Origin of the sequence: Flavobacterium cryophilum (assembly GCF_048286555.1) — a bacterium.
GTDB lineage: Bacteria > Bacteroidota > Bacteroidia > Flavobacteriales > Flavobacteriaceae > Flavobacterium.
Genome location: NZ_JBLVPZ010000003.1, coordinates 55,470 through 77,358, shown reverse-complemented (window position 1 = coordinate 77,358; position 21,889 = coordinate 55,470). Strand labels below are relative to the sequence as shown.

22 protein-coding genes are annotated in these 21,889 nt (G+C 34.8%); 14 read left to right on the top strand and 8 right to left on the bottom strand.

The features are described from left to right. Positions 1-147: 147 nt before the first annotated feature. The 5 genes from porX (at position 148) to ACNQGJ_RS07085 (ending at position 4,377) form a co-directional block, all read left to right on the top strand. Positions 148-1,701 (top strand): T9SS response regulator signal transducer PorX, encoded by a 1,554-nt coding sequence (porX, locus tag ACNQGJ_RS07105; RefSeq protein WP_417971487.1) that lies wholly within the window; start codon positions 148-150, stop codon positions 1,699-1,701. Positions 1,702-1,781: 80 nt separating this feature from the next. After that, a complete protein-coding gene (gene tsaE / locus ACNQGJ_RS07100; protein WP_417971485.1) occupies positions 1,782-2,189 on the top strand; it encodes a tRNA (adenosine(37)-N6)-threonylcarbamoyltransferase complex ATPase subunit type 1 TsaE in 408 nt (135 codons plus the stop codon). Between the two features lie 9 nt (positions 2,190-2,198). Next, positions 2,199-2,672 carry a GNAT family N-acetyltransferase gene (locus ACNQGJ_RS07095; RefSeq protein ID WP_417971483.1) on the top strand — a complete coding sequence of 158 codons (474 nt, stop codon included), beginning with the start codon at positions 2,199-2,201 and terminating at the stop codon, positions 2,670-2,672. A 94-nt stretch (positions 2,673-2,766) separates the two neighbouring features. Further along, positions 2,767-3,966 carry an alanine dehydrogenase gene (locus ACNQGJ_RS07090; protein WP_417971481.1) on the top strand — a complete coding sequence of 400 codons (1,200 nt, stop codon included), beginning with the start codon at positions 2,767-2,769 and terminating at the stop codon, positions 3,964-3,966. Positions 3,967-4,002: 36 nt separating this feature from the next. Continuing rightward, a complete protein-coding gene (locus ACNQGJ_RS07085) occupies positions 4,003-4,377 on the top strand; it encodes a DUF4258 domain-containing protein (RefSeq protein WP_417971479.1) in 375 nt (124 codons plus the stop codon). A 169-nt stretch (positions 4,378-4,546) separates the two neighbouring features. Here ACNQGJ_RS07085 and ung read toward each other — a convergent pair whose 3' ends face one another. After that, positions 4,547-5,227: a uracil-DNA glycosylase gene (ung, locus tag ACNQGJ_RS07080; protein ID WP_417971477.1), complete on the bottom strand. Its 681-nt coding sequence runs from the start codon at positions 5,225-5,227 to the stop codon at positions 4,547-4,549. 113 nt (positions 5,228-5,340) lie between these two features. Here ung and ACNQGJ_RS07075 point away from each other — a divergent pair, with 113 nt between their 5' ends. The 4 genes from ACNQGJ_RS07075 to ACNQGJ_RS07060 all read left to right on the top strand — a co-directional run bounded on the left by ACNQGJ_RS07075 (position 5,341) and on the right by ACNQGJ_RS07060 (position 8,664). Next, positions 5,341-7,506, top strand: a complete 2,166-nt coding sequence (locus tag ACNQGJ_RS07075; protein ID WP_417971475.1) for an endonuclease MutS2 — start codon at positions 5,341-5,343, stop codon at positions 7,504-7,506. A gap of 118 nt (positions 7,507-7,624) precedes the next feature. Then, positions 7,625-7,831 (top strand): GIY-YIG nuclease family protein, encoded by a 207-nt coding sequence (locus ACNQGJ_RS07070; RefSeq protein ID WP_417971473.1) that lies wholly within the window; start codon positions 7,625-7,627, stop codon positions 7,829-7,831. Between the two features lie 217 nt (positions 7,832-8,048). Then, positions 8,049-8,465: a thiol-disulfide oxidoreductase DCC family protein gene (locus tag ACNQGJ_RS07065; RefSeq protein ID WP_417971471.1), complete on the top strand. Its 417-nt coding sequence runs from the start codon at positions 8,049-8,051 to the stop codon at positions 8,463-8,465. A 76-nt stretch (positions 8,466-8,541) separates the two neighbouring features. After that, positions 8,542-8,664 (top strand): hypothetical protein, encoded by a 123-nt coding sequence (locus ACNQGJ_RS07060; RefSeq protein ID WP_417971469.1) that lies wholly within the window; start codon positions 8,542-8,544, stop codon positions 8,662-8,664. A 67-nt stretch (positions 8,665-8,731) separates the two neighbouring features. On the opposite strand, the gene ettA is transcribed toward ACNQGJ_RS07060, so the two are convergent. From ettA to holA, 3 genes are all read right to left on the bottom strand, one after another. Continuing rightward, positions 8,732-10,426 (bottom strand): energy-dependent translational throttle protein EttA, encoded by a 1,695-nt coding sequence (gene ettA / locus ACNQGJ_RS07055; protein ID WP_417971467.1) that lies wholly within the window; start codon positions 10,424-10,426, stop codon positions 8,732-8,734. A gap of 70 nt (positions 10,427-10,496) precedes the next feature. Next, the gene (locus ACNQGJ_RS07050) at positions 10,497-10,679 is read right to left on the bottom strand and encodes a CAL67264 family membrane protein (protein ID WP_417971465.1); all 183 of its coding nucleotides are present in this window, start codon (positions 10,677-10,679) and stop codon (positions 10,497-10,499) included. A gap of 65 nt (positions 10,680-10,744) precedes the next feature. Further along, positions 10,745-11,749, bottom strand: a complete 1,005-nt coding sequence (holA, locus tag ACNQGJ_RS07045) for a DNA polymerase III subunit delta (RefSeq protein WP_417971463.1) — start codon at positions 11,747-11,749, stop codon at positions 10,745-10,747. Between the two features lie 101 nt (positions 11,750-11,850). Here holA and ACNQGJ_RS07040 point away from each other — a divergent pair, with 101 nt between their 5' ends. Genes ACNQGJ_RS07040 through ACNQGJ_RS07030 form a run of 3 tightly spaced genes read left to right on the top strand, consistent with a single transcriptional unit; the run spans position 11,851 to position 14,196 of the window. Beyond that, complete coding sequence (locus tag ACNQGJ_RS07040; protein ID WP_417971461.1) at positions 11,851-12,300, top strand: type I restriction enzyme HsdR N-terminal domain-containing protein; 450 nt, start codon at positions 11,851-11,853, stop codon at positions 12,298-12,300. 13 nt (positions 12,301-12,313) lie between these two features. Continuing rightward, the gene (locus tag ACNQGJ_RS07035) at positions 12,314-13,321 is read left to right on the top strand and encodes a glycosyltransferase family 2 protein (RefSeq protein ID WP_417971459.1); all 1,008 of its coding nucleotides are present in this window, start codon (positions 12,314-12,316) and stop codon (positions 13,319-13,321) included. Between the two features lie 41 nt (positions 13,322-13,362). After that, positions 13,363-14,196: an OmpA/MotB family protein gene (locus tag ACNQGJ_RS07030; RefSeq protein ID WP_417971457.1), complete on the top strand. Its 834-nt coding sequence runs from the start codon at positions 13,363-13,365 to the stop codon at positions 14,194-14,196. Between the two features lie 115 nt (positions 14,197-14,311). On the opposite strand, the gene ACNQGJ_RS07025 is transcribed toward ACNQGJ_RS07030, so the two are convergent. From ACNQGJ_RS07025 to ACNQGJ_RS07015, 3 genes are all read right to left on the bottom strand, one after another. Next, positions 14,312-14,932 carry an L-threonylcarbamoyladenylate synthase gene (locus ACNQGJ_RS07025; protein ID WP_417971455.1) on the bottom strand — a complete coding sequence of 207 codons (621 nt, stop codon included), beginning with the start codon at positions 14,930-14,932 and terminating at the stop codon, positions 14,312-14,314. A gap of 114 nt (positions 14,933-15,046) precedes the next feature. Further along, the gene (locus tag ACNQGJ_RS07020; protein ID WP_417971453.1) at positions 15,047-17,383 is read right to left on the bottom strand and encodes an ATP-dependent helicase; all 2,337 of its coding nucleotides are present in this window, start codon (positions 17,381-17,383) and stop codon (positions 15,047-15,049) included. 125 nt (positions 17,384-17,508) lie between these two features. Next, complete coding sequence (locus ACNQGJ_RS07015; RefSeq protein WP_417971451.1) at positions 17,509-18,279, bottom strand: sulfite exporter TauE/SafE family protein; 771 nt, start codon at positions 18,277-18,279, stop codon at positions 17,509-17,511. A gap of 130 nt (positions 18,280-18,409) precedes the next feature. Between ACNQGJ_RS07015 and ACNQGJ_RS07010 the strand changes: the two genes are divergently transcribed. Then, a complete protein-coding gene (locus ACNQGJ_RS07010) occupies positions 18,410-18,931 on the top strand; it encodes a DUF7935 family protein (RefSeq protein WP_417971449.1) in 522 nt (173 codons plus the stop codon). A gap of 37 nt (positions 18,932-18,968) precedes the next feature. On the opposite strand, the gene ACNQGJ_RS07005 is transcribed toward ACNQGJ_RS07010, so the two are convergent. Next, entirely contained in the window at positions 18,969-21,032 is a 2,064-nt protein-coding gene (locus ACNQGJ_RS07005; protein WP_417971447.1) for a M1 family metallopeptidase, read from the bottom strand. Between the two features lie 103 nt (positions 21,033-21,135). Between ACNQGJ_RS07005 and ACNQGJ_RS07000 the strand changes: the two genes are divergently transcribed. After that, positions 21,136-21,873, top strand: coding sequence for a Dph6-related ATP pyrophosphatase (locus ACNQGJ_RS07000; RefSeq protein WP_417971901.1), 738 nt, complete (start codon positions 21,136-21,138; stop codon positions 21,871-21,873). The last annotated feature ends 16 nt before the right edge of the window (positions 21,874-21,889 follow it).

Genomic DNA, 21,889 nt, shown 5'->3' with positions numbered 1-21,889 from the left:
AAGAACAAACCCTTATCATAGAATTCTACTTTTATAAAATGCTGCATAGGAGTGTTAAAAAATTATCATAATATTAGCAGGTAGCCGTTGCAAAAAAATGTAATTTGGCACTTTGATTTAGTACTTTCAAACACTGTTGATACAACTATGGATAAAATAAAAATACTTTGGGTAGATGATGAAATCGACCTTTTGAAACCACATATCTTGTTTCTGGAAAAGAAAAATTACGAGGTAACGACCTGTAACAACGGGTTGGACGCCATTGCAATTTTTGAGGAAAACAATTTTGATATCGTTTTCTTGGATGAAAATATGCCCGGAATGAGTGGCTTGGAAACCCTGTCAGAAATGAAGGAGAAAAAATCGTCGGTTCCGATGATTATGATTACCAAAAGCGAGGAAGAATATATCATGGAGGAAGCCATAGGTTCTAAAATTGCCGATTATTTGATCAAACCTGTAAATCCAAATCAGATTCTGTTGAGTCTGAAGAAAAATCTGGATCATTCTCGATTGATTTCGCAAAAAACGACTTTGGATTATCAGAAGGAATTCAGGAAAATCACCATGGAAATGGCAATGGTGAATTCCTATGAAGACTGGATTGAGTTATATAAGAAATTGATTTTTTGGGAACTGGAGCTGGAAAATATTGATGATCAAAGTATGATTGAAATACTGGAATCCCAGAAAACAGAAGCCAATTCGCAATTTGGAAAATTTATTGAGCGTAATTACGAGGATTGGTTTGCACCAAAAGCAGATAAACCGGTTCAATCACATACTTTATTCAGAGAATTAGTGGTTCCAGAAATTGTAAAAAAAGACAAACCAATTCTATTTGTCGTGATCGATAATTTGCGTTACGATCAATGGAAAACTTTTGAAAGTGTGGTGGCTAATTATTATAAACTAGAAAAAGAAGTGCCATATTACGCTATTCTTCCTACGGCGACTCAATATGCGCGGAATGCTATCTTCTCTGGTTTGACGCCGCTGGAAATGGAAAAACAATTTCCGCAATATTGGAAAAATGATCCGGAAGAAGGTGGGAAAAACCTTTTTGAAGCGGAGTTTTTGACGGCACAATTGAAACGATTGGGCTTGAATATTAAGGAAGACTATTTTAAAATAACGAATCTTGCAGGTGGAAAAAAACTGGTAGAAAACTTTAAATCGTTGAAAAATAATGATTTGGTTACTATAGTATACAACTTTGTAGATATGCTTTCACATGCCAAAACAGAAATGGATGTTGTGAAAGAACTTGCCTCCGATGATAAAGCGTATCGCTCGCTCACGTTGAGTTGGTTCAAAAATTCTCCGCTTTTAGAAATCATTCAACAAGCTCAAAAAATGGGTTTCAAACTGATTTTGACTACCGATCACGGAACCATAAACGTAAAAAATCCATCAAAAGTGGTGGGTGACAAAAACACCAGTTTGAATTTGCGTTACAAAACCGGACGCAGTTTGACCTACGAACACAAAGATGTTTTTGCGGTAAAAGAACCAAAAAATGTTGGATTACCTACCATAAATATGAGTAGTTCTTATATTTTTGCAAAAAATGATTTGTTCTTGGCGTACGTCAATAACTACAATCATTATGTGAGTTATTACAAAAATACGTATCAGCACGGTGGAATTTCATTGGAAGAAATGATTATTCCGTTTTTAGTTTTTAATCCAAAATAAAAAAATAATCCTATTGCTGCGGTCAGTTTACCAAAACAAATGCACGAACTCTTAAGTACTGAACATCGAACTCTTAAATTATGAATATCATTTTTTCTCAAAACCAACTTGAAGAAGTGGCTACACAAATTATTGCGCAAAACCCGAAAAAAGTGCTTCTTTTTCATGGAGAAATGGGTGTTGGAAAAACAACTTTAATCAAGCAACTGTGTAGAACCCTTGGCGTAAACGGCGCGACGAGCAGTCCAACCTTTTCTTTAGTTAATGAATACGAAACTAAAGACAATCAACTCGTTTATCATTTTGATTTTTACAGATTGAATAAGGAAGTCGAAGCTTTAGATATGGGTATCGATGAATATTTGTATTCCGGTAATTGGTGTTTTATCGAATGGGCAGAGAAGATTCCAAATTTAATTCCTGAAACACATTCGATTATAACTATTTCACTTCTTCCTGATGGAAAGCGTTCATTAACCATAAGCTAAAAAACACTAATGAGTTTACATAATACCGTAGAAATTATCCCTTTTTCGACTACTTTTGCAGCTGCTATAAAAACCTTGAATCTGGAATGGCTGAGAAAATATTTCAAAGTAGAACCCAAAGACGAAATTGTACTTTCGGATCCCCAAGGTCAAATTATAGACAAAGGCGGAATGATTTTTTATGCGAAATACAATGATGCTATTGTAGGTACCGTTTCCTTAATAAAAATTGACAATACGACCTTTGAATTAAGTAAAATGGCGGTGACAGATGGTGTTCAAGGTATGGGAGTTGGAAAAAAATTAATACTGCATTGCCTTGCTGTTGTAGAAGCGAAAAAAATCGAAAAGCTGATTTTGTATTCGAACAAAAAATTACTGCCTGCGATTCATTTGTACGAAAAATTTGGTTTTATAGAAGTTCCATTGGAAGGTGGCGTTTATGAAAGAGCGGATATCAAAATGGAAAGAATCACACACTAAATTTAAATACAAATTCCCTTGTATTTATCCCTTTAATAGTGCGCCTTTTTTTAAAAGTTTTTACGTAAATTGTACCCCTAATTTAACAACATCAATGTCAATTACTATAACTCCATTCACAAAACAACAGCTATTGCCTCAAGAAGAAAAACTTGAAGTTGCCAGAACAAAAAGCGAGCTTTTTATCGGTATTCCAAAGGAAACCAGTTATCAAGAACGCCGTATCTGTCTCACTCCAGACGCTGTTAACTCGCTGACTTACCATGGACATCGGGTGATGATTGAGGCTGGCGCAGGACTGAACTCCAGTTACACAGATAAAGAATATTGTGACGCCGGTGCCGAAGTAACGTGTGATACTAAGAAAGTTTTTAGTTGTCCGATGATATTAAAGGTAGAGCCGGCAACACTTGCCGAAATTCAAATGATGAACCTTGATACGATTTTGCTTTCAGCCATTCAATTAAAAACGCGAAAAAAAACGTATTTTGAGGCTTTGACTAAAAAAAAAATTACCGCATTTGCTTTTGAATACATCAAAGACGAGGATGGAACTTATCCTGCCGTTAAATCATTGAGCGAAATTGCTGGAACAGCCTCGATCCTGATTGCTGCCGAGTTAATGATTACCAATGAATTCGGAAAAGGATTATTATTTGGAAACATTACCGGTGTTCCTCCTACTGATGTTGTGATTCTCGGCGCAGGAACTGTGGGAGAATTTGCCGCCAAAACCGCCATTGGTTTAGGTGCCAATGTCAAAGTATTTGATAATTCAATTACAAAACTACGCCGATTACAGAATAATTTGAATCAGCGTATTTTTACTTCAACGATACAGCCAAAATCGTTACTGAAAGCACTAAGACGATGTGATGTCGCTATTGGTGCCATGCGAGGAAAAGAACGTTGTCCGGTAATTGTAACAGAAACCATGGTAGAACACATGAAACATGGAGCCGTAATTGTTGATGTAAGTATTGATACCGGTGGTTGTTTTGAAACTTCGGAAGTAACCTCTCATGAAAAACCAACGTTCATCAAAAACAATGTGTTGCATTATTGTGTGCCAAATATTCCTTCCCGATATTCTAAAACGGCCTCGTTGTCCATAAGCAATATTATAACGCCTTATTTGATGCAAATTGCTGCCGATGGTGGAATTGAAAGCGCTATTCGTTGTGATAAAGGCTTGAAAAATGGCGTTTACATGTACCACGGAATCCTGACAAATAGTGCCATTGGCGATTGGTTCGATCTGCCAAACAACGACATTAATTTAATTGTTTTTTAAGAAAACTTTCTGCTACCTTTGCCAAAAATTTAATTCATGAAGTTTATACATCGTTTTGCCTATTATTTGGTAGGTTTAGTAATCGGATTATTTTTTGTAGCGTTAGTTTTTAGTGGTAAAGATACTCGTTGCAATTATTTTCCTAATGCAAGAGTATTAAATGATCTGAGAAATAAACCCTTCCATTATTCTGACAATGCATCACAAATTTTGGCTGAAAAATGGATTGATACTTCTGATATAAAAAACACATTACAATTTGGTGATGTGAATTTTGATCAAAGCAATACTGAATTAAAAAAAGGGAAGCTATATATCATCGAAGGAAAGACAATTAAAAACCAAGAGATTACTTTGAAAGTGATTAATTACTCCGATAAAGCGGTTTTAGAAGATATAATCAAAAAATAGACCGTAGTCATAGTTAGTAAGGCTTAAATTCTTCCAATGCTGATAGTAGAATTTGGGCGTGACCCTACGTAAAAAATTCGGGTCGTGCTGTATGTTCCCGCTTTTTTTGACAGGCTGAAACGCCTCTCAAAAAAGAGCTCCACTTCCATCACTCACGCAAACCGTATGACTATTCTATTGAATTCCAATTAAGCAACCTCGTTCCATTTTGTTTTAAATAGTCATTTGTTTTACTAAAATGTTTATTCCCAAACCATTTTCCTTGATTGGCGCTCATAGGCGAAGGATGCCCGGATTCTAATACCATATGCTTGTTTCGGTCGATTTTGAGTCCTTTTTTGTGGGCAAAATTCCCCCAAAGCAAGAAAACAACATGCTCTTTTTCTTCGGAAATTTTTTGGATTACAGCATCCGTGAATACATTCCATTTCAAATTTTTATGACTGTTCGCATTGTCTTCCCTAACCGTCAGTGAAGCATTCAACAGTAAAATGCCCTGCTTTGCCCAAGCTTCTAAATTCCCAGATGTAGGCATAAAAATAGTTCCCAAATCATCACTCATTTCTCGAAATATATTACGCAACGAGGGCGGAATTCGAATACCGTCATTCACTGAAAAACATAAACCATTGGCTTCTCCTTTTCCATGATACGGGTCTTGACCAATGATAACCACTTTTACATCTTTAAAACTACAATGGTTGAATGCAGCAAAAATCAATTCTTTCGGAGGATAACAGGTATGATTTTTGTACTCCTCGGTAACAGTTTCCGTTAAAACCTGAAAATAGGGCTTGTCGATTTCATCTGATAAAATGGATTGCCAAGCTGGATTGAGATCGAATTGCATGTAATTTATTTTGCCGTAAAGTTCGCAAAGTTTTTCATAAAGTCTGCTAAAAAAATTACTGCATTTCACTCTGAATCTTTGTAACTTTGAACCTTTACAATTTAGCTCATAAAATGATATCCATCACCGAAAAAACATTACAAGATTTACAATTTCCTACTGTTCTCGAAACCATTTCGACAATTTGTAATACTGATATTGGAAAACAAAAAGCATTAGAAATAACCCCTTTTAAAGATAAGGAAACCTTGATGCAAGCATTACTGCAAACGTCAGAATATGTTTCGTCTTTCCAAAATAACAATGCCATTCCCAATCATGGATTTGACGCCATCACCAATGAAATAAAATTTTTGGCCATTGAAGATAGTTTCTTAGAAGTGGGCAGTTTTAGAAAAATAGCCACCATTTCATCAACCACTAATTTCCTGTTGAATTTTCTGAGAAAATTCGAAGATTATTATCCAAATTTAAACGCAAGAGCAAACCACGTTGAGCTCACCAAAGAAATCGTAACAATGGTCGATGAAGTCGTCGATAAATATGGCGAAATAAAAGACAACGCGTCACCGGATTTACTGAACATCCGCAGAAACATGAATGTCGTTCGTGGTAAAGTCAACCAAAGTTTTGGATCAGCTTTGACACAATACAATAGTTTGGGCTACTTAGATGATATTAAAGAAAGTTTTGTACAAAACAGACGCGTTTTAGCCGTTTTAGCGATGTACCGTCGCAAAGTAAAAGGATCAATTATGGGCAGTTCCAAAACAGGAAGCATCGCTTATATTGAGCCTGAGGCTACCTTACAATATTCCCGTGAGTTGAGTAATTTAGAATATGAAGAAAAAGAAGAAATTACACGAATTTTAAAACAGTTATCCAATCAAATTCGACCTTTTTTACCGCTGTTAATTAAATATCAGGATTTCCTTAGTGATATTGATGTTATTGCCGCAAAAGCAAAATATGCCAATAAAATTAATGGAATTTTACCTACCATTACCGAAAACCGCCGACTTTATTTTAGAGATGCGTACCATCCTATTTTGTATTTGAACAACAAACGCAACAACGAGATTACGCATCCACAAACCATTGAATTACGGCAGGAAAACAGAATTATTGTAATTTCCGGTCCTAATGCTGGTGGTAAAACCATTTCGTTAAAAACCGTTGGATTATTACAATTAATGCTGCAGTCCGGAATGTTAATTCCAGTACATGAACGCAGTGAAACGTTCTTATTCGATCGGATTTTAACTGACATTGGTGACAATCAATCTATTGAAAATCACCTAAGTACATATAGTTATCGATTAAAGAACATGAACTACTTTCTTAAGAAGTGCAATAAAAAAACGATGTTCCTAATTGATGAATTTGGTACCGGTTCTGATCCTGAATTAGGAGGCGCTTTAGCCGAAATTTTCTTGGAAGAATTCTACCATCGGGAAGCTTTTGGTATTATTACAACGCACTATTCAAACTTGAAAATTCTGGCTAACGAATTGCCTTTTGCTACCAATGCCAACATGATGTTTGATGAAAAATCATTGGAACCCATGTATAAATTAGCTTTAGGACAAGCAGGAAGTTCCTTTACGTTTGAAGTCGCTTTAAAAAACGGAATTCCTTTTAGCTTAATCAATCGAGCCAAAAAGAAAATTGAAGTTGGAAAAGTACGTTTTGATAAAACGATTGCCACACTTCAAAAAGAGCGTTCAAAGATGGAAAAAACGTCACAAACCCTCAAAGAAGAAGAAACAAAAGCACGAGAGGAAGGAAAGAAAATGGAAACCATAAATGTAAAGATTAAACAAAAACTGGAAAGTTATCAGGAATTGTACGACAGTAACCAGAAAACAATTTACATTGGTCAAAAAATCGAGGACATCTCGGAGAAATATTTTAACAATAAAAACAAGAAAGAATTACTTGGTGAATTTTTGAAAATCATTGAAATCGAAAATTCAAAACGCAAGAAAGCCACAAGCAAAGAAATAAAAGCATTGATTGAAAAGAAAAAAGAAGTAATTCAAGAAGTCACAGTTCAGGTAGAAGAAATTAGAAAAGAAAAGAAAGAGAAGAAATTAAAAGTGGTAATTGAAAAACCAAAACCGATCCTAAAAGTAGGCGATCGCGTGCGAATGTTTGACGGAAAAGCAGTAGGAAGTATTGATTCGATTGAAAAAAATAAAGCAACAGTTAATTATGGCATCTTTACGTCAAAAGTAAGTCTGGAAGCACTTGAATTCGTTGAAGCAGGAAAAAAGTAGACTAAAGTCATTGCGAGGAACGAAGCAAACCCACTAGCACGAGTAACTATATGAGTAATTTAAGACATACAACATGAGATTGCTTCGTTTCTCGCAATGACAAATGCAAATAAAAACTATGAAACCCGGATTTATCTATATCATTACTAATAAATACCAAACCGTAGTTTATATAGGTGTCACTTCAAATCTTCCACAAAGAATTTTGGAACATAAAGAAAAAAGATATCCTAATTCATTTTCTGCTCGTTATAATGTGAATGTGTTAGTCATTATGAACAATTCCAATGGATTGGTGACGCCATCGCAAGAGAAAAGCAAATAAAAGCAGGTCCAAGAGAAGCAAAAAATGAACTAATTCGTTCAATAAATCCAACTTGGGAAGATTTATTTGAAGAAATTAAAGATATAATGACGGAATAACTCTCGTAAGACAAACACAAATCATTTTGAGGTACGAAGCGATCACACTAACAAGGACGCAAGTTGAGCAACAAAATGCTATTGCTTCGTTCCTCGCAATGACATAACAAAACAAGAAAATGCTTAATATTCCTAAGGACAAAAAAATAATCCTCTTTGACGGCGTTTGCAATCTATGTGATTCGGCCGTACAAAAGATCATTAAACATGATACGAAAGATGTTTTCAGGTTTGTTGCCTTACAATCAGTTTTAGGTCAAAAAATCGTCAAACATTTAAAAATTGATACACAAAAAACGGACAGCATAATTCTGTATGAGCCTGGTTTCGCATATTATTACAAATCAGAAGCTGTTTTAGAAATTGCAAAACATTTAGGTAGCATATTTTATTTCATTACTTTTTTTTCGATATTACCTACTTCGTTCAATAACTATATTTACGATTACATCGCTAAAAACCGCTACAAATGGTACGGAAAAAAGGAAGCTTGCCTGATTCCCACAAAAGCCTTGAAAGCTAAGTTTTTAGAATAATTAACGATTATGATAAATATCATGCCTTTTATTTTGTAAGAATATTATATTTGAACAATCTTAAATTTGATTAATTATGAAAGACATTTCGCTTTTTTCTTGGGATAACGGTTCATTTATAATGATAGTTGTATTTGGTTTAGTAATTTTAGGACTGGTTGCGGCAGTTTTAATTATGATGAATTCTGATAAAAAATAAAAAACAGCACAAAAAAAGAGGATGACCGTGGACATCCTCTTACTGCTTTTAAAGAAATAAGAACGAATTAACTTCTAATTAATTTTCTGTATTTCAATCGCTTAGGCGTTAAATCACCACCCAAACGTTTTTTCTTATTTTCTTCGTATTCTGAGAAACCACCTTCAAAGTAGTACACTTCCGAGTTTCCTTCGAACGCTAAAATATGCGTACAAATTCTGTCCAAAAACCATCTGTCGTGAGAAATAACTACCGCACAACCTGCAAAATTCTCCAAACCTTCCTCTAATGCACGAAGTGTGTTAATATCCAAATCATTCGTAGGCTCATCCAGTAGCAATACGTTTCCTTCTTCTTTCAAAGTCATCGCAAGGTGTAAACGGTTACGTTCTCCTCCAGAAAGCATGGACACTTTCTTATTTTGTTCACCACCGCCAAAATTAAATCGTGACAAATAAGCTCTTGAATTAACTTGTTTTCCGCCCATCATAATCAATTCCTGACCATCAGCAAAGTTTTCCCAAATCGATTTTTCCGGATTTATATTCGAGTGTGCTTGATCAACATAAGCGATTTTTACAGTATCTCCAATTAAAAACTCTCCTGAATCTGGCTTTTCTTCGCCCATAATCATTTTGAAAATTGTTGATTTTCCCGCACCATTTGGCCCAATAATTCCAACAATTCCTGCTTGTGGTAAGGTGAAATTTAAATTATCATACAGCAATTTGTCGCCAAAAGCTTTAGCAACATTTTTAGCTTCAATAACATTAGTTCCTAAACGAGGTCCATTTGGAATATAAATTTCTAAATTTTCATCCAATTGCTTTTGGTCTTCGTTCAATAATTTATCGTAGTTCTGCAAACGCGCCTTTTGTTTCGTTTGACGACCTTTGGCTCCTTGACGAACCCAGTCCAGCTCACGTTCTAAATTTTTTCTGCGTTTTGAAGCTACTTTTTCTTCCAGTGCCATACGGCTTGATTTTTGATCTAACCAAGAAGAATAGTTCCCTTTCCATGGAATTCCTTCACCTCTGTCTAATTCCAAAATCCAACCGGCAACATTGTCCAAAAAGTATCTATCGTGCGTAACGGCGATAACCGTTCCTGCGTATTGTGCTAAATGTTGTTCTAGCCAAAGTACGCTTTCGGCATCCAAGTGATTCGTAGGCTCATCGAGTAGTAATACGTCAGGTTGTTGCAACAGTAAACGGCATAAAGCGACACGACGACGCTCTCCACCAGATAAATTCTTGATTGGCGTATCGCCTTCCGGGGTACGCAAGGCATCCATTGCAATTTCCAGTTTGGTATCAATTTCCCAAGCTCCCAGTGCATCAATTTTATCTTGTAGAAGCGCTTGACGATCCATTAATTGCTCCATTTTGTCAGCATTTTCATAGACTTCCGGCAAACCAAAACTATCATTGATTTTATTGAATTCATCTAAAACTGCCATTGTTTCAGCAACTCCTTCTTTTACAATTTCGATAACCGTTTTACTGGCATCTAAAATAGGTTCTTGTTCTAAATAACCTACCGTATGGCCAGGGGCAAAAACTACATCACCTTGATAGTTTTTATCAATACCGGCAATAATCTTTAATAAGGAAGATTTTCCCGAACCATTTAAACCTAAAATACCAATTTTAGCACCGTAAAAAAAACTCAAATAAATGTTTTTTAGTACTGGTTTATCTGCTCCTTGATAGGTTTTACTCAATTTTGACATTGAGAATATCACTTTTTTATCGTCAGCCATTTCTGTTTTTTAATTTAAAATTACGTTATCTATTCTCTCTTTCAATCTTGGATCAATATTAAAATAAGTATTAAAGTCTGCCTTTAAGTGAACTAAACACCCACGCATTAGCCAAAAAACCAACACCTACAGCTGCAAATCCCCAGCCTGCTACATCATCATATCTAAAAGCGCCTAATGCAATCAGCAACAAACCCATTACAATCATTAATAAAGTAGCCCAGCCTAAAATAGTATTTTTATTCATTCCCATATATCTGTTATTTGTTAATAATAACCCGAAGTATCGGGAATGCAAATATCGGAATTTTTTGTCCTTTAATTAAATATTTTATAAAGCATTTCTCGTAACAAATCGGATTGTGACATCGCATTAGCGCCAACACCTTTACTTTTTACATCAATATCTCTTAAAGCACCAACTATTTGACTCACTTTTTTCATTGGGTAGTTTTTCAAAGCTACATCATATTCTTTCAGAAAAAATGGATTTACGCCCAATATTGCAGCCACATTCTTTGGATTTCTGTCTTTCAAACCATGGTATTTCAATAATTGGATAAAAAATCCAAAAACCAAACTCGTCGTTACCACCATTGGATTGTCTTTTGGATTCTGGGCAAAGTTTTCTGCAATCGTATAGGCCTTTAACTGGTTGCGTTCGCCAATTGCTTTTCGCAATTCAAACACATTAAAGTCTTTACTGAAACCTATATTTTCCTCAATATGTTTAGGAGTTATGGTACTTCCAACAGGTAAAACAATCTGTAATTTCTCCAGTTCATTGTTTATTTTACTTAAATCTGTCCCTAGAAATTCCACCAACATGGCATTTGCTTTGGGTTCGATCGAATATTTTTTACCTGATAAAACACGTTTAATCCACTCTCCTACTTGGTTTTCATAAAGTTTTTTACTTTCGTAAACAATACCATTTTTAGCCAATAGCTTCGTTACTTTTTTACGTTTATCCAACGTTTTGTATTTATAGCAAAAAACTAAAACTGTCGTTGCCATTGGGTTTTCAGCATAATTTTCCAGTTTATCTATGGTTCTGATTAGATCTTGAGCTTCTTTTACGATTACCACTTGACGTTCGGCCATCATTGGATACCGTTTTGCTGTCGAAATGATATCTTCTATAGAAACATCTCTGCCATATAAAACAGTCTGATTAAAGCCTTTTTCCTCTTCGGATAACACTTTTTCCTCAATATAATTCGATAGTTTGTCAATATAATACGGTTCTTCACCCATTAAAAAATAGATTGGTTTGATGTTCCCGCTTTTTATATCATTTACAATTTTTATAACCTCGTCCATTTATTTAGTGTTCAGTGTTCAGTTACGGTGTTCAGTCTGGATCGTACAACATCTCCAAACTTTAAACACCAAACTTTCAACTTATTTTATATTTTTGCTTCATGCAAAAACTCAATTTTCAGCTTTATAATTTTCGTTTCAAAAATAGCGAAAATAAAGTCTCCATTTTTGATGAAATCAGGAAAAAATTTATCATTCTTACTCCTGAAGAATGGGTTCGTCAGCATGTAGTCCAATTTTTATTGGAGGAAAAAAAATATCCCAAATCATTGATTAACGTGGAAAAAGTTTTAAAAGTCAATGGCTTACGCAAAAGATATGATGTCGTCGTTTTCAATTCTGATGGTTCTATTTTCATTTTAATCGAATGCAAAGCACCTGAAGTAAAAATTGCGCAAGCCACTTTCGACCAAATTGCCCGTTATAATATGACAATGAATGCCCAATTTTTGATGGTAACTAATGGATTGAATCATTACTTTTGCCAAATGGATTTTGAAAATGAAAAATATCAATTCCTTTCCGAATTGCCTGTATATAAAATTGTCTAATCAGATACTTTAAATGAAAATAGCCGTTGTCATCCTGAATTGGAATGGAGTTTTATTGTTAGAAAAATTTTTACCTTCGGTAGTGAAATATTCTTTGGAAGCTACCGTGTATGTTGCTGATAATGATTCGACAGATGATTCTGTTTCTTACGTGAAAACTTTTTTTCCATCGGTTAAAATTATAAAAAATTACACTAATTTGGGATTTGCAGAGGGTTATAATCAAGCTTTACAACTCATCGAGGCTGATTTTTTTGCATTGATAAACTCTGATATTGAAGTGACAGAGAATTGGTTACAACCCATTCTTAAAACTTTTGAAAATGAGCCAAATACTGCTATAATTCAACCTAAAATTCTGGATTTTAAAAATAAAGAGTACTTTGAATATGCCGGTGCTGCCGGTGGTTTTATAGATCAATATGGATATCCGTATTGTCGTGGTCGTATTTTTGACACTTTAGAAAAGGACAACGGGCAGTATGATGATAACTGCGAAATTTTCTGGGCAACAGGGGCATGTTTTTTTATCAGAAGTACTGTTTACAGAGAATTAAATGGTTTTGATGCTGTTTTTTTTGCACATCAGGAAGAAATTGATTTGTGCTGGAGGGCTTTTAACAATGGATATAAAACAAAATACATTTCAGAATCATTTGTGTATCATGTAGGCGGAGCGACTTTGCAACTGGGAAACCCGAAGAAAACATTTTTGAATTTCAGAAATTCATTATTGATGCTGACTAAAAACCTTCCTAAAAATAAAATGTATCCCGTTCTTTTTAGTAGAATGGTTTTGGACGCCATTGCAGGAATACAATTCCTTATGAAAGGAAAATTCAGTCATTTTGCTGCAATATTAAAAGCACATTTTTCTTTTTACAAACTTTTTTTAGATCATTATAAAAAAAGAACAAAATTTCAAGAACAAAAATACTATAACACAAAAAGCATCGTTTACATCTATTTTATTAAGAAAATCGTTGTTTTTAACGATTTATTTAGAATAAAACAAATATAAAAAAAGTAAATTTGCCTTTAACATTAAATTAATATCATAATATGAAAAAAATAGTAATCGCCTTATCTGTGTTAGCGCTTTTGACGTCGTGTGTCTCTAAAAAGAAATATACTGATTTAGAAGCCAGAAATAAAGAAACTCAAGATTTGTTAAATACTGCAACAGTAAAATTAAATGCTTGTTTAGAAGAAAAATCGGCACTTTCTGCTACTGCATCTTTCTTGAAAGAGCAAAACCAAGGATTAATAAGTACTTCTAAAGACATGACAATCTTGTCTACGAAAGGAGCTGAAAATATTGAAAAAGCTTTAGAATCTATCAAAGAGAAAGATTTAAAAATCAGCAGAATGCAAGATGCTTTAACTAAAAAAGACAGTGTAACACTTGCTGTAGTAACTAGTTTAAAAAGCGCTGTAGGAATCTCTGATCCAGATATCGAAATAAATGTTGAAAAAGGAGTAGTATTTATATCTATTGCTGACAAATTATTGTTTAAAACCGGAAGTTACGAGGTAACTGATAGAGCAAAAGGTGTTTTAGCTAAAGTAGCTAAAGTGATAAATGACAAACCAGATTTTGAATGTATGGTTGAAGGTCATACTGATAATGTTCCTTACAACGGTTCTGGCATTTTATTGGACAACTGGGATTTAAGTGTGAAACGTTCCACTTCTATTATTCGTGTATTAACAACTCAATTAGGTGTAAAACCAGAACAATTGATTGCTGCAGGAAGAAGTTCATACATTCCTTTAGTAGCTAATGATTCAGCTGAAAACAGAGCTCGTAACAGAAGAACACGTATTGTGGTTTTACCTAAAATCGATCAGTTTTACGAAATGATTGAAAAAGAAATGAAAAAACAAAGACCATAAAAAAGTGATCAGTTTACAAATTTCATAAAAAAACGTCTTGAGAAATCAAGACGTTTTTTTTATGGTTTTTACGGAACGCTAATCCCGACACTTCGGGACAAAACATAAAGGCTAATTAAAGAATATCCAAACTTCCTTTACCTTCTCTAACCACAATGGGTTCATCACCAGATAAATCAATAATCGTAGAACCGATGTTATCGCCATAACCGCCATCGATAACGAGATCAACTAAATTTTGCCACTTCTCAAAAATGAGCTCCGGATCAGTCGTATATTCAATAACATCATCATCATCATGAATGGAGGTCGAAACAATTGGGTTTCCTAACTGCTTTACAATTTCTAATGCTATCGAGTTATCAGGAACCCTGATTCCGACCGTGGTTTTCTTTTTAAATTCCTTGGGTAAATTATTATTTCCAGGTAAAATGAACGTATACGGTCCCGGCAAGGCTCTCTTCAACAGCTTAAAAGTAGCGGTGTCAATCTGTCTTACATAATCAGAGATATTGCTCAAATCGTGGCAAATAAAGGAAAAATTAGCCTTGTCCAGCTTTACTCCTTTAATCTTTGCGATGCGTTCCAAAGCTTTGGTATTAGTAATATCACAACCCAATCCATAAACGGTGTCCGTAGGATAAATCACCAATCCACCTTCTTTTAAAACCTTCACTACTTTGGCAATTGCCGTTTCATTGGGTTTGTTTTCGTATATTTTTATAAATTGAGCCATCGGATTTAAGATTTTTGATTAACGATTTTTGATTTCCTGATTTAAAACTTCAGTCATCTGATTTTAGATTTACTCAAACTATCACTGAACCCTTAAAAACTGACCACTTAGGTACTATCCTATAATATCGAGTTTCGCAAAGCGTAACAATAATTTCTTTATTCCACCAACTTCAAATTTGATTTCGGCTTTTTTATCCGCTCCTACGCCTTCTAGGTTTAAAACTTCGCCTTTCCCAAAACGTTCGTGCATTACGATATTTCCTGTAACTAATTTATTATCAAACAAATTTGCACTACCACTTGTTGCTGCGTTGCTACTAACAGGTTTTAATTTTCGAATATTTATATCTGATTTCGGTTCATTATCTGAACTATATTTTGGTGGTGCTCCATTGGCCGGTTTTGCCAATCGCAGTCTTGATTTATCTACATCGCCAAAAATATCGCTATCAATCATTGGTTTAAACCTGTAATTCGATTCGGCTGGTGTTAGATATTCTAAATATTGTGCATCAATTTCCTCAATAAATCGGGAAGGTTCACTATCCGTCAATTTCCCCCAACGGTAGCGCGATTGTGCATAGGTTAAATACGCTTGATGCTCCGCACGTGTCAAAGCTACGTAGAACAAACGACGTTCTTCTTCGAGTTCACTTCTCGTACTCATACTCATCGCACTCGGAAACAAATCTTCTTCCATCCCCACCACAAAAACATGTGGAAATTCAAGTCCTTTAGCCAAGTGAATCGTCATCAAGGCCACACGGTCTTCATCACTGGTGTCTTTATCTAAATCTGTTGCCAAAGCCACGTCTTCCATAAATTCAGACAATGCGCCACGAGCGCCATCAATTTCTCTTTGTCCTTCGGTAAAATCTTTGATACCGTTTAATAATTCTTCAATATTTTGGATTTTTGCCATTCCTTCCGGAGTAGAGTCTTTCTTTAATTCTTGAACTAATCCTGTTTTTTTTGCAACGTGATCAGTGATGTAAAACGCATCTTGATTTTGATTTATAACCTGAAAACTTTGAATCATCGTTACAAAATCTTGCAATTTTTGCTTGGTTCCCGAATTCAGTTTTAAATCTATTTTATCTATATTCTGCATCACTTCCCAGATGGAACGTTTGTAGTGATTAGCCGCAATCAAAAGTTTTTCGACTGTTGTATCACCAATTCCACGAGCTGGATAATTGATTACCCTAATCAGCGCTTCTTCATCTTTTGGATTAATAACCAATCGCAAATAACACAACACATCTTTGATTTCTTTCCTTTGATAAAAAGACAATCCACCATAAATTCGATACGGAATATCTTTTTTTCTGAGTGCATCTTCCATTGCACGCGATTGCGCATTGGTACGGTATAAAATTGCAAAAGAACCGTTGCTAAGCTGGTTTTGCATCTTTTGTTCGAAAATGGTGCTGGCCACAAAACGCCCTTCTTCGGCATCGGTCATGCTGCGGTGCACTTTTATTTTTGGACCAAAATCATTTGCAGTCCAAACTATTTTATCCAGCTTTACTTTGTTCTTATCAATAATGGTATTGGCTGCTTCCACTATATTTTTTGTCGAACGGTAATTTTGTTCCAGTCTAAAAGTTTTTACCCCTTCATAATCTTTCTGAAAATTTAAAATGTTGTTGATATTCGCACCCCGAAATGCGTAAATACTTTGTGCATCATCACCCACTACACAAATATTCTGGAATTTATCAGATAATGCACGTACAATCAAATATTGAGAATGATTCGTATCCTGGTACTCATCCACCAGTATATAACGGAAACGGTTTTGGTATTTGGCCAAAACTTCTGGGAAACGAGTCAGTAATTCATTGGTTTTCAATAACAAATCATCAAAATCCATCGCTCCGGATTTAAAACATTTATCAACATAATTTTGATAAATTTCTCCTAATCTTGGCTTTTTAGCCATTGCATCCGCTTCTTGTAATTCAGGATTGTTGAAATAGGCCTTTACGGTAATCAAGCTATTTTTATAACTGGAGATTCTGCTTAAAACCTGCTTTGGTTTATACACATCTCTATCCAATTGCATTTCTTTGATAATCCCGGAAATGCAACGCAATGAATCTTGGGAATCATAAATAGTAAAATTTGAAGGATATCCCAAATGATCGGCTTCGGAGCGTAATATTCTGGCAAAAACCGAGTGAAAGGTTCCCATCCAAAGATTTTTGGCTTCACTTGCGCCAACAATTTGAGAGATTCGGGTTTTCATTTCCCGTGCCGCTTTATTGGTAAACGTAAGCGATAAAATATTGAAGGAATCAACACCCTGATTCATCAAATAAGCAATTCTAATAGTCAACACACGCGTTTTCCCAGAGCCCGCACCAGCAATGATAATCATTGGCCCATCTTTTTGAAGAACAGGTTCCCGTTGGGCTTCGTTGAGTTGATCGATATATTTATGCATGGAGAAATTTAAATTTATTATGCAAAAATAAGAATTTAAGATTTAGAAAACAGGTTTATATTATAATCATAATAAGTTCTGATTTAACCAAAAATGTACCTGCTGTAAAGTCTTTAGTACAGTTGCTACTCTTTAAAAAAGACGTCATATGCAAAACGGATTAAGGTGCCTACAACCACAACCAAAAAGAAAATCCGAATAAAACTATTTCCTTTATTAATGGCCAATTTAGCGCCAATCCAGCCGCCAAGAGCATTGCTGGCAGCCATTGGCAATGCAACCGCCCAAATTATTTTACCTTTTAAAATAAAAAGGCAAATCGAACCAAAATTAGTCGACAGATTTACCATTTTAGCATTTGCGGAAGCATGTAAAAAATCGAAGCCCATAATGGCAATAAAAGCCACAACCAAAAAACTTCCAGTTCCCGGGCCGATAAATCCATCATATAAACCGACTACAAAACTAATTCCAATAGCATTCCAAATTTGCGTTCGCGAGGAATGATTTTTTTCAATGTGTTGTCCAAAATTTTTCTTGGCATACGTGTAAATCACTAAAAAAGAAAGAACAACCAGCAATAATGGTTTCATAAAATCGTTCCTCACATAGGTCAACAAAGTAGAACCTAAAAATGCTGATGGAAACGCTAATAGCATCATAATGGCCAGCAATTTCCAGTTCATATCCACTTTTTTAAGATACTGATAGGCTGCAAACGAAGTACCACTAAAAGCAGGAACTTTTAACGTGCCAATTACCGTCGACACAGGAAGATTAGGTAATAAAATCAAGCCCATAGGAGTTTGTATCAAGCCGCCGCCGCCTACAACAGCATCTATAAATCCTGCAGCAAAAGCAGCCAAACAAAGTAAAACTAATATGTAGGTTTCCATTTAATCTTTTATTTTTATAATTCCCGTTGTGTTTGGCAAAAATACTATTCGAATTGATTTATTGCTATAAAAATGAAATTGATTTATAGTCAAAAAAGTATATTTTTGCTTTTATAAACTTTATCAAAACATGGATACTACAAAAATTATAGAATTACTAAGTTATACACTACCGGCAATTGTTACAGGTCTTGTTGCCTATTATTTTTTTGATCTCCATACCAAAAACGAAGAAGGAAGACGTCGTTATTTACTGAACAAAGAAGCACAAAAAAATTCTTTACCCTTGCGTTTGCAAGCGTATGAACGCATGTCATTGTACATGGAACGCATCAACCCTACTAAATTATTAATTCGGATTGTTCCAATTTCTAAGGATAAAAACGATTACGAAAACCTGATAATTACACAAATTGAACAAGAATTTGAACACAATTTAACCCAGCAAATATACATGTCAGATGAATGTTGGACAATTATCGTCACGGCAAAAAATGCTACAATCCAAATGATTCGAAAAGCAAACAGTAGTGATCGTGTTGACAATGCCGATACATTGCGCGAAGTAGTTATCAGTGATTTGATGGAAAAACATTCGCCTAGCAATGCTGCTTTAGCTTACATCAAAAACGAAGTGAGTCAGTTGTGGTAAAACGTTATAAATAAATAAATCTTTGTTGATTTCTGACTTATTCTTTCAACAATCGATTCAATTGAAACTGTTCGGCTTCATTTAAATCTGCGACTATTCTTTCTAAAGAAGCGTTCGTTTCTGGGTTTTTTAATAATTTTCTAATGTTATCTCTACCAAATTTCGAGAATTGCCACATGTGATGGGTAGTTGCATTTACTAAATTCACTAAAACAACATCATTTATTATTTTGAACGCAAGCAGTTTCTCTAGAGCATTTTGTCTCGTATTCGCTTCGTAATTACGGGATGAATACGTTATTAATTCGTTTGCCAATGCTGCTTTATCTACAACATAATCTGGCGTTGATAACGCGAGAGTCAGCCACAACGTTCTTAAATTATAATCATTGAAACCCACCCAAGTTTTTGATTTCTCTAAATATTGGGTGCGTCGCTCAGGAAAATTATTCCATAAACTATATAGCGCGATTTCTTGTGTTTGATACGATTTGTCCTCTAATAAAGTTTCATATTGCGCTCTGAAGTTTTTAGGAATTTCGATAAATGATGCAGCAACCGCTTGACGAACTTGTACGTTTTTAGTTTCTAAAGCCAACGTTAACAGCGATTCTTTATCTTGAAAACCTTCCTTTTTTAATTGATTCACAACTGCTTCTTTTACCGAGAAATGCACTTCGGACTGGAGTGTTTTTTCAAGAAACTCTTTTTTGGCTGACAAGGGTATATTTTTTAATTTCTCGACTTCAAACAACACTTGAATTGATTTATTTTTAAGCAATAAAGTATTGGCTAGTTGGGTATTAAAAGCAGTTTCTTCAAGCCATACTTTACTGAAAGCATCCAAATCATAATTGGATACTTTTTTAATTTCAGCAAAGAAATCTAAAGTGTTCACACTCTGAAACGCATGTTTTTTTAAATAGTTTTTCACCGCTTTTTTAAATGCCTTCTCCCCTATTTCTTCGTGTAAAACAAAAAGTGACCAAGCTCCTTTTTGATAAAAAGTTAAGGAACTGGCTTTGGCATTCAAAACGGGAATGGTATCCGTTCGCGATGCAAATTTCAATTGTTGTGCCGACTCATATAATTTAGAATAAAAATAATCTTCTCCATAGATTTCCTTTTCGGCCAATAACGAGTAATATGTAGCAAAACCTTCCTGCAACCAATGGTGTTTTCCACTTTCGGCAGTGACTAAATTCCCAAACCACTGATGGGCCAATTCATGCGCATTGACATTCGTGTAACTTCGGTCCTCAAAACCTGTAGAATCTACCACATAACGGGTGTTGAAAAGCGTTGCCGAAGTGTTTTCCATTCCTGCATACAAAAAATCCCGAACAGGAACTTGTTTGTAAATTTCCCAGGGATACTTTACTCCTATTTCCTTTTCTAAAAAATCAAACATTCTTTTTGAATCACTGTAGGTTGATTCAAATTTAGCAGCATCTTTTGGTTCCAAATACATTTCTAAAGGAATTCCAGATTTTGATTTTTGCGTTTGTTTTTCAAATTTTCCTATGGCAAGCATTAATAAATAGGAACTCATCGGTTTTTGCATTTGGTATTGCCAAACCGAAAGTCCATCAAGTGCTGCTTTAAATTTCAACGTTCCATTTGAAATTACCAGATAGTCTTTATTAATTGTAATATTTAAATTGAAAATTACTTTTTCATTGACATCATCAAAACTCGGAAACCAATGGCTGGTGTATTTTCCTTGTCCCTGTGTCCAAATTTGAACATTGTCATTTGCTTCTGAACCTATGAAATACATGGTTTGTTTTGGCTTAGCCGAATACTGAAAAGTCAGCTTGTATTTTCCTTTTTTAAAGTTAAAAATGATTTGTAATTGTTTTTGTGTATTGCGATAATTAACAGACTTTCCGTTTAATTTCAAATCAGAAAATTCCATGTTTTGCGCATCAATTTTAATAGTATCAACGAGTTTCAAAATCTCAAAATCATAATTGATACCGCCCGAAACAGCCCGTTCAACTGGATTAATTGCTATTTTTCCCTGAACCGATTTAAAATCAACAAATTGGGTTTGTTGGGCAAAAGTGAATGTGGAAATAAAAAATAATAGGTATTTCATTATAATGGCATTTAATGCTGCGGTTTTCAAAGTTACAAAGGTTTTCCAAACTAATCCGACTAATTTTGTAAGTTTACCTTCAGAATATCAGAAGAAAATTACAGTGAAAAAGAAAGCCCTATTTAATTGGAGCAGCGGAAAAGATTCTGCGCTTGCCTTATACAAAACCCTACAAAATCCCGAATTTGAAATCGCTTGTTTATTAACCAGCGTAAATCAACAATACCAACGCATTTCAATGCACGGTGTTCGAGTAGAATTATTGGAACAACAAGCCCAAAGCATCGGATTGCCGCTTGAAATCATGCAAATTCCCGAAATGCCCACGATGGAAGCCTATGAAAAGGTCATGCAGGAAACCTTGGCAAAGCTAAAAAAACAAGGCGTTACGCATTCCATTTTTGGAGATATTTTCCTGGAAGATTTACGTAAATATCGTGAAGATAAATTAGCAGAAATAGGTTTCACAGGCGTTTTCCCGCTTTGGAAAATCCCAACTCAAGATTTGATTCAAGAATTTATGGGCTTAGGCTTTAAAACAATTGTAGTTTGTGTCAACGAACGGTTTTTGGATAAAAGCTTTGTGGGTCGAGTTATCGATCAAAATTTCATTGACGATTTACCTGAAAATGTAGACGTTTGTGGTGAAGACGGCGAATTTCATACCTTTACTTTTGATGGTCCTATTTTTTCTAAACCCATAGCTTTTGAAATTGGAGAAATCGTCTACCGAAAATATGAAAAACCAGAAAAAGAAGATTCTTCAGATACTGCTTGCGATACGAGTTACTCTGATGCATTTGATTTTGGATTTTGGTATTGTGATTTAATACCAAAATAATTTTTGCAAATAACAG

Excerpts from the sequence above, each read along its gene's own strand:
- ACNQGJ_RS07050 (WP_417971465.1), bottom strand. The coding sequence starts at position 10,679 with ATGGGAATGAATAAAAATACTATTTTAGGCTGGGCTACTTTATTAATG.
- ACNQGJ_RS07015 (WP_417971451.1), bottom strand. The coding sequence starts at position 18,279 with ATGGAAACCTACATATTAGTTTTACTTTGTTTGGCTGCTTTTGCTGCA.
- ACNQGJ_RS07060 (WP_417971469.1), top strand. The coding sequence starts at position 8,542 with ATGAAAGACATTTCGCTTTTTTCTTGGGATAACGGTTCATTTATAATG.
- ung (WP_417971477.1), bottom strand. The coding sequence starts at position 5,227 with ATGCAATTCGATCTCAATCCAGCTTGGCAATCCATTTTATCAGATGAA.
- ACNQGJ_RS07005 (WP_417971447.1), bottom strand. The coding sequence starts at position 21,032 with ATGAAATACCTATTATTTTTTATTTCCACATTCACTTTTGCCCAACAA.
- ACNQGJ_RS07085 (WP_417971479.1), top strand. The coding sequence starts at position 4,003 with ATGAAGTTTATACATCGTTTTGCCTATTATTTGGTAGGTTTAGTAATC.
- ettA (WP_417971467.1), bottom strand. The coding sequence starts at position 10,426 with ATGGCTGACGATAAAAAAGTGATATTCTCAATGTCAAAATTGAGTAAA.
- ACNQGJ_RS07065 (WP_417971471.1), top strand. The coding sequence starts at position 8,049 with ATGCTTAATATTCCTAAGGACAAAAAAATAATCCTCTTTGACGGCGTT.
- tsaE (WP_417971485.1), top strand. The coding sequence starts at position 1,782 with ATGAATATCATTTTTTCTCAAAACCAACTTGAAGAAGTGGCTACACAA.
- holA (WP_417971463.1), bottom strand. The coding sequence starts at position 11,749 with ATGGACGAGGTTATAAAAATTGTAAATGATATAAAAAGCGGGAACATC.
- ACNQGJ_RS07010 (WP_417971449.1), top strand. The coding sequence starts at position 18,410 with ATGGATACTACAAAAATTATAGAATTACTAAGTTATACACTACCGGCA.
- ACNQGJ_RS07020 (WP_417971453.1), bottom strand. The coding sequence starts at position 17,383 with ATGCATAAATATATCGATCAACTCAACGAAGCCCAACGGGAACCTGTT.
- ACNQGJ_RS07035 (WP_417971459.1), top strand. The coding sequence starts at position 12,314 with ATGAAAATAGCCGTTGTCATCCTGAATTGGAATGGAGTTTTATTGTTA.
- ACNQGJ_RS07075 (WP_417971475.1), top strand. The coding sequence starts at position 5,341 with ATGATATCCATCACCGAAAAAACATTACAAGATTTACAATTTCCTACT.
- ACNQGJ_RS07025 (WP_417971455.1), bottom strand. The coding sequence starts at position 14,932 with ATGGCTCAATTTATAAAAATATACGAAAACAAACCCAATGAAACGGCA.
- porX (WP_417971487.1), top strand. The coding sequence starts at position 148 with ATGGATAAAATAAAAATACTTTGGGTAGATGATGAAATCGACCTTTTG.
- ACNQGJ_RS07095 (WP_417971483.1), top strand. The coding sequence starts at position 2,199 with ATGAGTTTACATAATACCGTAGAAATTATCCCTTTTTCGACTACTTTT.
- ACNQGJ_RS07090 (WP_417971481.1), top strand. The coding sequence starts at position 2,767 with ATGTCAATTACTATAACTCCATTCACAAAACAACAGCTATTGCCTCAA.
- ACNQGJ_RS07030 (WP_417971457.1), top strand. The coding sequence starts at position 13,363 with ATGAAAAAAATAGTAATCGCCTTATCTGTGTTAGCGCTTTTGACGTCG.
- ACNQGJ_RS07070 (WP_417971473.1), top strand. The coding sequence starts at position 7,625 with ATGAAACCCGGATTTATCTATATCATTACTAATAAATACCAAACCGTA.
- ACNQGJ_RS07040 (WP_417971461.1), top strand. The coding sequence starts at position 11,851 with ATGCAAAAACTCAATTTTCAGCTTTATAATTTTCGTTTCAAAAATAGC.